The organism is Jeotgalibaca caeni, from assembly GCF_028863945.1.
Classification (GTDB): domain Bacteria; phylum Bacillota; class Bacilli; order Lactobacillales; family Aerococcaceae; genus Jeotgalibaca; species Jeotgalibaca caeni.
On the sequence record NZ_JARBEA010000068.1, the window covers coordinates 1 to 11,441 of the forward strand.

Below are 11,441 nucleotides of genomic sequence, written 5' to 3' on the forward strand. Positions count from 1 at the left end.
TTTGACGTTTAGGCATGACAAAACCCCCTATATAGGACTTGAATTAATTCAGTGTCCTATATAGAGGGAGCATATCATAACGGCGAGACAGCTTTTTTCATTTACTTAATTTTCTTTGTAGCGAAAATAAGGTTTCAATTTGATTAGCTCGGCATCTGTACAAGGTCGGTACTCTCCTGGCGCCAGCATTTCGTCTAATGTTAGTGGCCCCATGGCGATTCGCTTCAAGTACATCACTTTTTTCCCTTGAGCTAGAAACATTTTTTTCACTTGATGGAACTTTCCTTCTTGGATTTCTAGTTGCACACGGCTTCTTCCTGGCGCGGCTTCTATGATTGTCAGCATAGCAGGTTGACACGTTTCGCCGCCAATAAACGTAATTCCATTGGCAAAAGCTGCGACGTCGGCTTCCGTAACTTCTTCGTTGACAACCGCTTCGTATGTTTTCGTAACCTTTTTATCGGGTAATAATAATTGATAACCCAGTTGGCCATTATCCGTCAAAAATAGCAGCCCTTCAGTATCGCGGTCGAGCCGCCCAACTGGATAGAGCCCTGGAACCCGGTCTTCTGGATGAAGGAGGTCGAGGACGGTTTGACGCGATGCATCTGTTACAGCAGTCACCACACCACTCGGTTTATTCATCACCAGATACGTATGCGTGTAGTTGGCAACGGGTTGGCCGTTAACGGTAATCTGGTGAATGCGGGTATCCACATTGAAGCTGCCATCCGAAAGCGTTACGCCGTCTACCTCGACGAGCCGCCGTTGAAACAAGCGTTTTACTGTTTTACGGGAGCCAAATCCTTTTTCTTCCAGTACTTTGTCTATTCGCAATCCCTTTATCCTTTCTTATCCTTTTTATCGGCTCCGTCCATGCGGTACATTTGGTTGCTTTGTTCGCTGGATTCAATCTCCCAGTGAATAACGTAGGTCAGAATCACCCGCAAAACTACAATCGCAGCTAAAATAATAAATTCATCCAACGTCTGAATAATGACCGATTTGAGAATTTCCGCCGCAAGTTTGAATTCTAAACTATAGGCTAATGCCTTCGCCAGATCAAGTTTCGGATCACTTGCCATCAAATTGCCACCAGAGAGTACAAACAAAATGATGGAGCGGACGACTCCATAAACAATGACTAAAATACCAATCAACTCAATCATGGCAGCTAAATTCGGGATAAATAATTCTAAGACATGATGGATATCCATATAGGTTTCTCCCTTCTTACCGGTTTATGATTCCATTGTACCTTGTCCAATAAAAAACGGAAAGTCTCTCCTGTTTGGAGGGACTTTCCGTTTCGTTAATCATCTAGTTTTAGTCCTTTTAGCGCATCAAATAGAGCGGTGTTGACAGGCTCTTCTTTTTGCTGTGTCTTGAGGAATTTTTGGACATCACGTTTATCCGCTTTGTTGCCCTTTGACTTTTTACGTTCTTGGAAAGTAGACAACTTTTCGCGGAAGGCACAGTTCTTGCAGACAAACATTTGGCCGTCCCCTTCGCCTACCATTTCTAATTTCTTATGGCATTCTGGACAACGCGCATTAGTGATGCGAGAAAGATTCTTGCGATACCCACATTCACGGTCTTGGCAGACCAGCATCTTCCCTTTTTTCCCGTTTACTTCCAGCATCGGCTTGCCACAATCTGGGCAAGGTTTTGCGGTTAGGTTATCATGCTTAAACGTAGCATCGCTTTGCTTGATTTCATTTACGATAGCTTTGGTATACTCCTTCATTTCTTTCATGAAGGTTTCTTTTTTCAAGTTCCCTTTTGCAATTTGTTCCAATTTTTGTTCCCACTCACCGGTCAATTCGGCAGACTTCAAATCGGCAGGCACAAGCTCCAATAACTGTCGGCCTTTTCCAGTCGTATGAATACTGTTGCCACGTTTTTCGAGCAAAAAGGAACTGAATAGCTTGTCGATAATATCTGCTCGAGTCGCAACTGTTCCAAGCCCACCTGTTTCCCTTAACGTTTGGGCGAGGCGCTGATTACTAGTAGCCAAATATTTGGCTGGATTCTCCATCGCTGTGAGGAGAGTCGCTTCTGTAAAGGGTGCGGGCGGTTTCGTTTGGCCGCTTGTTTCGGTTACATAATTCATTGGCAACTTGTCGCCTTTTTGGAATTGTGGCAGAAGTTGTTCTTTTACATCCTCGTCTTCTTCTGCATCATCTTGCCGGTTCTCATACACTTCGCGCCAACCGACATCTAGGACCGTTCTTCCTTTGGCAACAAAGTTCTCTCCAGCTAGTTCTGCTTCCAAGGTTACTTCTTCCCAAACTTCAGCTGGAAATAAAACAGCCAAGAAACGTTTTACAACTAAGTCATAAATTTTACGTTCCCGATCGGAAAGTTTCTGCAGCTGCACCACTTCTTCCGTTGGGATAATCGCATGGTGATCGGAAACTTTGCTATTGTCTACAAATGATTGGTTCGGTTTTATTGCTTTTGTCGCCACCTTATTCGCCAGAGAACGATAAGCTGGAATCGAAATAGCTTTCAAGCGATCTGGAATCGTAGCGACGATATCTGTTGACAAGTAGCGCGAATCTGTCCGCGGGTAGGTCAGTATTTTATGGCGTTCATAGAGTGCCTGCATGAGGTTTAATGTTTCTTTAGCCGAATAGCCAAAGAGACGGTTCGCATCCCGTTGCAGCTCCGTTAAGTCATACAATCCCGGTGCAAATGTTTTCTTCTGCTTGCGGTTAATGGACGTGATGATTGCGTCTTGACGTCCGATTTTCTTCAGCAAGGATTGAACTTCCTCCCGCTTGAAGGTACGTGTGTTGTTTGTTTTTCGGTCGCGCCAAACGAGCTTCAGTCCTTCTGTTGTTAGAGCTTCTATTCCATAATACGTTTTGGGTTGGAAACTTTTGATTTCTTGTTCTCTTTTTTCAATGATTGCCACAACCGGCGTTTGAACCCGACCGGTATTCAGCTGAGCATTATGTTTCGTTGTCAGCGCCCGTGTTGCATTCAAGCCGATGTACCAGTCCGCTTCCGACCGCGCGACCGCTGATTGATACAAGTTTTCATATGCGCTTCCCGGCTTTAAGTTTTGGAAACCTTCTTTAATGGCCTTGTCCGTTACGGAGGAAATCCATAAGCGTTTGATTGGTTTGTGAACCTTCGCCTTCTCAATGATCCACCGCGCAACCAACTCGCCTTCTCGACCGGCATCGGTAGCGATAATAATATTGTCTACGTCTTTTCGCAGCAACTGTTGCTTCACCGCTTGGAATTGCTTGCCACTCTGCTTAATGACCGTTAACTTCAAGTCCTCCGGTAACATTGGCAAGTCGTTTAAGTTCCACGTTTTGTACTTTTTATCGTATGTCTCCGGATCGGCCAAGGTTACCAAATGCCCCAGAGCCCATGTAACGATGTACCCGTTCCCTTCGAAATACCCTTGTCCTTTTTGATTGCTCTTCAATACGCGTGCCAGGTCTCGCGCCACGGAAGGTTTCTCTGCTAAAACTACACTTTTTCCCATTGTTGATAAAAACTCCTCACTTGTGTTCGATATTCTGTATTACTATATCACAAATGGGTAGTTCAGATGAAAGTTGTTGCTGAACTACCCATTTTTTAGCGAAAGTGGGTAGCTCAGCATTTTTAATTTTCTGAGCTACCCACTTCTTGGTTTTATTCTATTTTTACTGCAAAAGTTTCGTATGGAGCAAGCTCTAAAGCAGATAAATCATATGAATCCCGCTCATAATTTTGTACAATCGGTTCGTAGTCGGTTGGATTTTCAGCTAGGGAGAGTGTGCGCGTTTCTTCACTGAAATTTGCGCAGACGAGCCATTTTTCACCTTCATATTCTCGCAGATAGGCGAAAATAGTGGGGTCTTCTTCACGTAACAATTGGTACGTTCCATAAATCAGAACTGGATTTTCTTTGCGCAGTTGAACCAGCTTTTGGTAACAATAAAAAATGGAATCTGGATTCGCTAGATCATTCTTCACGTTAATTTCTTGGTGGTTCGGATGAACGGATATCCAAGGAGTCCCGGTTGTAAACCCAGCTTCTGAACGCTCGTCCCACTGCATCGGACGTCGTGCATTGTCGCGCCCCTTCGTATTGATGGATTCGAGAATATCTTCCTTCGCATATCCCTGTTCCATCCGTTCACGATACATGTTAATCGTTTCAATATCATCTGCTTCATCAATATCCGAAATCGGATAATTCGTCATCCCGATTTCTTCGCCTTGATAAATGTAGGGAGTCCCTTTCATCAGATGCAGCAGGATGGCAAACATCTTGGCACTTTCCACACGGTATTCCTGATCATTTCCCCATCGCGAAACGATCCGCGGTTGGTCATGATTATTCCAAAATAAACTATTCCAGCCTACTTCTGAAAGTTCTTCTTGCCACTTTGATAGGTTCTGTTTCAATTCAACCTTGTCGAGCGGCTTCAAGTTCCATTTTTCTTCATTCGGCTGTTGATCCAGCCCCATATGTTCCATTTGGAAAATCATGGACAACTCTTTGCGTTCCGGATCGGTATACAATTTAGCAAATTCTGGCGTTGCGCCGCCTGTTTCGCCCACTGTCAAGATATCATAATTTCCCAATGTCTCTCGGTACATTTCTTGTAAATAAGGATGGAGATTAGGTCCATTGCCGATAATTCCTTTGTCGGGTTCTTTCCCGATTAATTCAATCACGTCCATACGGAATCCGCCGATCCCTTTTTCCAGCCAAAAATTCATCATCTTCCAAATTTCTTGGCGAACGGTTTCATTTTCCCAGTTCAAATCGGGTTGCTTTTTGCTAAAGAGATGGAAGTAGAATTGCTCTGTTTGTTCGTCGTATTCCCAAGCCGAACCGCTGAAAAAAGAAGTGATGTCATTCGGTTCGTCCCGCCAAATATAAAAGTCCCGGTAAGGATTGTCCTTGCTCTTTTTGGCTTCTACAAACCACGGATGCTCGTCAGAGGTGTGATTCACTACCAGATCCATCACGATGCGGATGTTGCGTCTCTTCGCCTCTTCAATCAACTGCTCCAAGTCTTCCATCGTACCAAAATCGGGATGGATGGCGTAGTAGTCACTAATATCATATCCATTATCATCGTTAGGTGATTGGTAAACCGGACTCAACCAAATAACTTCTATTCCCAGTTGTTCCAAATAATCAAGGCGCGAAATGATTCCCGGAATATCGCCAATCCCATCGCCATTGCTGTCCTGAAAACTTCTTGGATAGATTTGATATACAACTGATTGATGCCACCATTTTTTCTCCATATTTTTCACTCCTTCTTGTATAATGTAGACAATCTGACGGCCGAATGCAAACGGTTACCGATAACAAGATAAGAAAGAGGCAGAAAATGATTCAAGCAACGGAAGAGTACCTCCTTTATCAAGGAAAAAAGTATATCGCACCGGAAAAAGCTGGTGATTTCAAAGAAGACATGGAGCGCTTTAAGCTGAAAGGTCAAGCGGCTCGACAAGCATTCCAAGTTTTGGCGAAAGGGGTGGACAGTCGGTTGAGCCACTTTCACATGCAACGAGTCAGTGGCTGGATGAATCAAGCCCAAATTGGACGGCCGCACTTTTGGTGTTACTTCCAACCGGAATTCGGTTCAAAAATGGATCCTACCTTCGCGATCCGGCTCCTGACACTTGATGGACAGCTAGGAATTTCGGTAGAAGTCAGCTTCATTGAACGCTTCGTTGTGCCGGAAACAATCGAACGCCAAAATCAAGTGCTTGAAGTACCCATTACGGAGCCGCTCTATTATTTCGTTCAAACAGACGGCGTGAGTCACCGAGAAACTGGCTCCGAGGAAGTACGGCATTCACTAATAGAACGCGTACAAAATGGTTCTGTACGAAAAGTATTGATCAAGTATGACATTCCCCGTTTGGCTGATTATGATTCTGAAGAAGCGATGGTTGACGAGTTGCTTTCAGGCTTTCACCTCCTTGCCCCGTACTACGAGGCAACCAAAAGTAAATTTTTCTAGAGTGGGAGCTGGTCTTCAGACTTTTTACTCAAACTCTGAAGACCACGAAAGAAATTTCCTCCATCTTCAGACTTTTCATCCAAACTCTGAAGACCAGAACAATTTCCACTCCCATCTTCAGATTTAGACGCAAAAAAGAGGCTTTCGCCTCTTTTTTTATGCCTTTAAGATGTCTTCTGCCAAAATTGTAAACAAGTCGGCTTCTTCATCGAGCGCCAACCGGTTACTTTGTTGCAATTTCGCTTTTTCAAATAAGCTGCGGGCAGATCGTGCGTTACCAAAATGACGGTCGCGCTTTTGATAAGCTGTTTCGAAAACCGCTTGAACGGTTTGTTTAGCTTCTTCGGTTAAAATAAAACCTTGCTGCTTTGCGCCCATGAGGAAAATTTCTAGTAATTCTTCGCTGCTGTAATTAGGGAAGTCTACGGTATACGACATCCGACTCCGGATACCAGAATTCATGCTGAGCATTTTTTCCATTTCATGCGGGTAGCCGGCCATAATCACGACCAACTTATCTCGGTTATCTTCCATTTCCTTGATTAAGGTGCTGATGGCTTCATAACCGAAATCATTATCAGAACCTGAATAGAGCGAGTAGGCTTCGTCAATAAATAAAACACCGCCGTACGCTTCTTTAATTTTCTCCAACGTTTTTGGTCCGGTTTGGCCGACATACTGTCCGACTAAATCATCCCTCGTCACTTCAATCATATGTCCGCGCTTCAAGACTCCGATTGATTTCAAAATTTTACTGATTAAGCGCGCAATCGTTGTTTTACCGGTACCTGGATTTCCATTGAATACCATATGCAGCGACAAATCGTTAATGGCGTGCCCCAATTCTTCCCTACGTTTTTCCGCACGCACATAGTTCAAAATGGATTTCACTTGTGCTTTTACGTCGTGCAGTCCCACAAGGCTGTCCAATTGCCCCATCAAGTCTTTGATGTCATTACCAAATAATTGTTTCGGATCAATTCCAAAATCATACGGCTCCAAAATCACTAAGTCTTCCTCCGTTAACGAGCGGTCACTCAAGCGATATGCGCGCTCACGCATGGCCGATTCCATAATGTTTCGTACCGCCCGCGCGTTAGCAAACTGCGGAGAGACTTTCTCTTGGTTGATCTTCACCAAGAATGCCTTCTCTGCTTCCTCCGTTAATGTATAGTGATTATCCTCAGCCTGCCCTTTTGCAATTTCCAACAGTTCCGAGTCACTGAAGTCGTCAAAATTTACCTGCATATTGATTCGGCTCGACAACCCCGGATTCGACTTCAACAAACTCTTCATGCCAGCATCATAGCCAGCAAGAATGACAATAAAATCACTGCGCTGGTCTTCCATCGCTTTAATTAAAATCTCAATCGCTTCTGAACCGTAGTCGCTTTGTTCTCCTTTTCCAGGAGAAAGGGAGTAGGCTTCATCAATAAAGAGAACGCCGCCGATAGCCGAGTCAATTACTTCACGGGTTTTCTGTGCTGTTTGACCCATGTAGCCGCCAACCAAGTCCGAACGGTCAACTTCAATGAGCTGTCCTGTTTTCAAAATCCCAAGCGAATAAAAGATGTCCGCTAAAATACGAGCGACCGTCGTCTTCCCGGTTCCCGGATTACCAGAAAAAGCAAAGTGGTAACTTGGCTCTTCCCCCTTCTCAATGGAAAGAATATAGGAACGACGCTTATTATATTCAGCCAGTTTGACGATTCGATTAATCGTGCTCTTTACTTCTTCCAGTCCAATCAAGCGGTCCAATTCTCCTAATGATTCTTCCAATGTTTTCTTTGTTTTCTTATAAGGTTGGATCGCATCCATCCCAAATGGATTCGGACCAACCGAACGTCCGCCTTTTTTCACCTGCATGCTGTCTACCAGAGAAGCTACCTTAGCAGTACTATGAGAAAGGGGCCTTGTGCGCTTCAGATGAGAAAAAATCTTCCGGCATTCTTCAAAGTCCCCATGAATATAGTACGCATAGACACGGTCATACTCAATATCGTCATCATAACCATACTTCTCGGAGGTTGCGATCGATTCGAGTATTTTGTCCAAAGCTTCTTCTTGCTGCAAGTAAATCTTAGTCTTCAACCGATGGGACGCATATGTTTTTGGTTGATGCTCCAACACCACTTCAGTCAATTCCAACGCTTTTTCTAACTGATTACGGTTAAAGGAAAGCTCCGCCAATATTTTGGCTGCTTCCCAGTTATCTTCTTGTAACGCATATGCTTTTTGAGCATGCTCTTCTGCATCTTGCGGAAGACGTTGCCGCAAATATAATTGCGCCAGCAGAACTTGGTAATTCGCTGCAGTGGGATTGTTTTCCACTGCTTTTTGTACGAAAGCCATCGCCTTATGATAGTCATGATTTTTGTAATAGTTTAATGCCATCAAATAATTTACTTGAGGATGATCGGGATGGGTCTCATAAACTTCACGCAATGCAGGCAAGCTGCTCAGTGCCATGTTATTTTTTATATTGTATTCCATCCCGCGTAAACGATCTTCAACTTTTTCTTCCGGAATGATCTCCATCACTATTCCTCCTTCCATTCAGTCTGTTATCTATCTTCACTTGTCTCTGTTACATTCATCGCATTCTATTTTACCATAATCTCCGCCTAGCTACACGCTAAATTGCTTCTCTAACCAAAAAGAAGCAGATGCTTCATTCTGTTATAATCTTTATCAAAAAAAAGAAACTGGAGTACCTTCCCAGCCTCTTCTTAAGCAATTCTTTCTGTTGCATCTGGCGGATAGAGCGCCCAAAAATGCAGACTCGCTTCAGCCACTTCCGTCTCGGGAAACCACTGATAACGATGTAATTTTTTCTCATTATCATTTGGATCATTCATACTGAACTTCCCATTTCGATACCCTGTCAACAAGACCATATGACCTTCGTCCGTGAATCTTCCCGCTTGAAAAGAAGCAATTACCAGTCGTCCTTCTAGAAGTGCTTTTTTAGCACGATCGATATTGTTATCCATCTTCTCACAAACCAATTGGTAGGCCTGGGCAAAGTCGGTGAAAATATTCCAACTGGTTCCTGTTACATAAAGGTAATAATCATTTTGAGCCCATTCCCTCACATCTTTTGGTGTACACGCCAACCCGTAGTGACGTCCTACCATGGCCAGTGTGACGATGGCGCAACCATTTTCCGCAATGTTCTTCCTGCCGTCTGTCCCATATGGAAGCTCTGCCCACTTCCCGTCCGTCTGCAAATACAACGGAACCTCACTCGTTGGAACAAGCATCTCCGAGACGCCAATCTCAAGTTGCTGCGAATCGTCCTTCCTGCTTCCATTGCTCTGCATCGCCTTACTAAATGTTGCCTGCCTCGAACCAAGGACTCTCCGTTTTTGGATCCGTAATCGATCCAACACTTTTTGAAAGTTCCCTTTCACGTTATACCCCATAGGTTATCCTTTCCGTGTACCAAAAATGTCGTTTCTATAATTTTATCACGTTCTTTTTTTGAATGCTATTTTGAATTCTTTCCCTCTTGCAATATGGGCAGCGTTTGATTATGATAAACTTTTAGAAGACTTTATTGGAACTTTTTGTGAAATTTTGATCATACAGGAGGGTGATAACGTGAAAGAGATTAGTTTAAACGATACCGTCTACGATACCGTAACCAAATATCCGGAGATAAGAGAAATTATCGCTGGCTTGGGCTTTGCGCCTTTGCGAGATGACCGTATGCTCCAAACGGCAGGACGAATGATGACATTGGGACGCGCTGCCAAGCAATTCGGTCTTTCTTATTCCACCATTTCCCAAGTACTAGCAGCGCATGGGTTTACCATAAAGGAGAAAGAACTTTGACGGAAAACAAACAAAGTCAACGGTCCAAGGAATTTGAGGAACGCCAAGCCATATTGAAGGATTTAATTCTACGACTGCATGCAGATGAGGATCAAGAAGCAATCAAAGCGGAATTCAAGGAGCATTTTGGCAATGTCAGTGCCTTTGAAATTTCGGTAATGGAGCGTCGCTTGATGAATCAAGAAGGAATTGAAGCCGAAGAAATCATGCGTTTATGTAACGTGCATGCTTCTTTGTTCAGCGGTTCGATTGAGTCGGTGTATGCACAAAGTGAAGAGCATGAGAAGCCAGGACATCCGGTACGCGTCTTGAAGCAAGAAAACTTGGCTTTAGAGAGTGCACTCGATCGGATTGAGAAGCTACTAACGGTCTACTTGGAAGAGCCTGATGCAGAACTCAAAAAAGGGCTGCTGCATCAATTGAGTTTATTATGGGAAATCGACCATCACTATGCGCGAAAAGAATACTCTTTCTTTCCCATCATGGAAAGGTACGGTATGACTGCTCCGCCAAAAGTCATGTGGGGTGTGGATGATGAGATTCGTCTCCTCATTAAGGAATTCCGTCAGTTGGTTGAAACGGATGAGCTAATGGAGGCAGATGCACTTTTCTCCAAAATGCGCTATGAAATCGAGGAAATGATTGTCAAGGAAGAAGAAATTTTGCTGCCGATGATTATGCCCTTCTTTAATGAAGACGACTGGCTAGCAATTGCTAACGAATCCGATGAAATCGGCTATTGCATCATTAAACCGGAAGAAAAATGGATCCCTAAACGGGAAGTATTCGAAGCAACTGAACAAACCACTGCTACTCCAGAAGGAAATATTGCCTTTTCTACCGGTTATTTGACGCATAAAGAGTTGGAAAAAATGCTGAATTCGCAACCACTGGAACTAACCTTCATTGATGCCAACGATATTGTCAAATACTACAATGACGGTCCGGGTCGTAAGTTATTCCCTCGCACCAAAAATGCAATCGGCCGCGAAGTGTATAATTGCCATCCCCCTAAAAGCCAACCAATCGTGCGCAAGTTGATTGCTGACTTCAAATCCGGTGCCAAAGACAAGGAATCACTCTGGTTCCGGGCACGCGGTACCTTCTTGATGGTGACGTATATGGCTATTCGAGATGATGACGGCACCTATATGGGAACGTTTGAGTATGTCCAAGAGATTGATGATATCGTGAATCTGGATGATGAGAAGAAGACAATTGAGTAAACTTTTGAGCGGCAAGAGAAATCTTGTCGCCTTTTTTATTTACTTTCCCCCTGTTTTGTTATACTTTGATTTGTCAATTTAAGCTAGACAAAGTAGATTCATCTAGGTAACTCAAAAATACTTCCAGTGGCGTCTGGTATGCCAAGGATTTTCGTGGGATGTTATTTCGCTTGTTCGCAACCGATGAAACAAAGGCTTGATCCACTTGGTTGAAGTCCATTTCTTTTGGCAACCCATCTTTTCGCAGTAAACCGTTTGAATTTTCATTCAGGGCCCGCTGCGAAGGCGTTCCGGGATCAGCGAAATAAATAGCGATGTCATGTTGGTTGCTTAGGGTTTTCCAATTGGAAAATTCTTTCCCACAATCAAAGGTGATGGACTT

Annotated in this window: 10 protein-coding genes; 3 read left to right on the top strand and 7 right to left on the bottom strand. The window is 43.8% G+C overall.

Translation table 11 applies throughout. From position 1 onward, the window contains the following. Positions 1-105: 105 nt before the first annotated feature. From PVE40_RS11300 to PVE40_RS11315, 4 genes are all read right to left on the bottom strand, one after another. Positions 106-837 carry a 16S rRNA pseudouridine(516) synthase gene (locus PVE40_RS11300; protein ID WP_274732042.1) on the bottom strand — a complete coding sequence of 244 codons (732 nt, stop codon included), beginning with the start codon at positions 835-837 and terminating at the stop codon, positions 106-108. Positions 838-842: 5 nt separating this feature from the next. Beyond that, a complete protein-coding gene (locus tag PVE40_RS11305) occupies positions 843-1,217 on the bottom strand; it encodes a DUF1622 domain-containing protein (protein ID WP_274732043.1) in 375 nt (124 codons plus the stop codon). A gap of 95 nt (positions 1,218-1,312) precedes the next feature. Continuing rightward, positions 1,313-3,505, bottom strand: a complete 2,193-nt coding sequence (locus tag PVE40_RS11310; RefSeq protein ID WP_274732044.1) for a DNA topoisomerase III — start codon at positions 3,503-3,505, stop codon at positions 1,313-1,315. Between the two features lie 152 nt (positions 3,506-3,657). Beyond that, the gene (locus PVE40_RS11315; protein ID WP_274732045.1) at positions 3,658-5,271 is read right to left on the bottom strand and encodes a glycoside hydrolase family 13 protein; all 1,614 of its coding nucleotides are present in this window, start codon (positions 5,269-5,271) and stop codon (positions 3,658-3,660) included. A gap of 86 nt (positions 5,272-5,357) precedes the next feature. On the opposite strand from PVE40_RS11315, the gene PVE40_RS11320 reads away from it, so the two are divergent. Beyond that, positions 5,358-5,996 (top strand): hypothetical protein, encoded by a 639-nt coding sequence (locus tag PVE40_RS11320; RefSeq protein ID WP_274732046.1) that lies wholly within the window; start codon positions 5,358-5,360, stop codon positions 5,994-5,996. Between the two features lie 156 nt (positions 5,997-6,152). Here PVE40_RS11320 and PVE40_RS11325 read toward each other — a convergent pair whose 3' ends face one another. Both PVE40_RS11325 and PVE40_RS11330 read right to left on the bottom strand, forming a co-directional pair. Further along, positions 6,153-8,534, bottom strand: a complete 2,382-nt coding sequence (locus tag PVE40_RS11325; protein ID WP_274732048.1) for an AAA family ATPase — start codon at positions 8,532-8,534, stop codon at positions 6,153-6,155. A 191-nt stretch (positions 8,535-8,725) separates the two neighbouring features. Then, on the bottom strand, positions 8,726-9,409 hold the full coding sequence (locus PVE40_RS11330) for a C39 family peptidase (protein WP_274732049.1): 684 nt from the start codon (positions 9,407-9,409) through the stop codon (positions 8,726-8,728). Between the two features lie 190 nt (positions 9,410-9,599). On the opposite strand from PVE40_RS11330, the gene PVE40_RS11335 reads away from it, so the two are divergent. Beyond that, positions 9,600-9,833, top strand: a complete 234-nt coding sequence (locus PVE40_RS11335; RefSeq protein WP_274732050.1) for a DUF1858 domain-containing protein — start codon at positions 9,600-9,602, stop codon at positions 9,831-9,833. Then, positions 9,830-11,059 (top strand): DUF438 domain-containing protein, encoded by a 1,230-nt coding sequence (locus tag PVE40_RS11340; protein ID WP_274732051.1) that lies wholly within the window; start codon positions 9,830-9,832, stop codon positions 11,057-11,059. Before PVE40_RS11335 ends, PVE40_RS11340 begins: the two co-directional genes overlap by 4 nt. 73 nt (positions 11,060-11,132) lie before the next feature. Here the strand turns inward: PVE40_RS11340 and PVE40_RS11345 are convergent. Continuing rightward, on the bottom strand, positions 11,133-11,441 hold a 309-nt coding region (locus PVE40_RS11345; protein ID WP_274732052.1), incomplete at its 5' end, for an IS30 family transposase.

Coding starts and splice junctions, on each gene's coding strand:
- PVE40_RS11305 (WP_274732043.1), bottom strand. CDS start 1,217: ATGGATATCCATCATGTCTTAGAATTATTTATCCCGAATTTAGCTGCC.
- PVE40_RS11310 (WP_274732044.1), bottom strand. CDS start 3,505: ATGGGAAAAAGTGTAGTTTTAGCAGAGAAACCTTCCGTGGCGCGAGAC.
- PVE40_RS11315 (WP_274732045.1), bottom strand. CDS start 5,271: ATGGAGAAAAAATGGTGGCATCAATCAGTTGTATATCAAATCTATCCA.
- PVE40_RS11320 (WP_274732046.1), top strand. CDS start 5,358: ATGATTCAAGCAACGGAAGAGTACCTCCTTTATCAAGGAAAAAAGTAT.
- PVE40_RS11325 (WP_274732048.1), bottom strand. CDS start 8,534: ATGGAGATCATTCCGGAAGAAAAAGTTGAAGATCGTTTACGCGGGATG.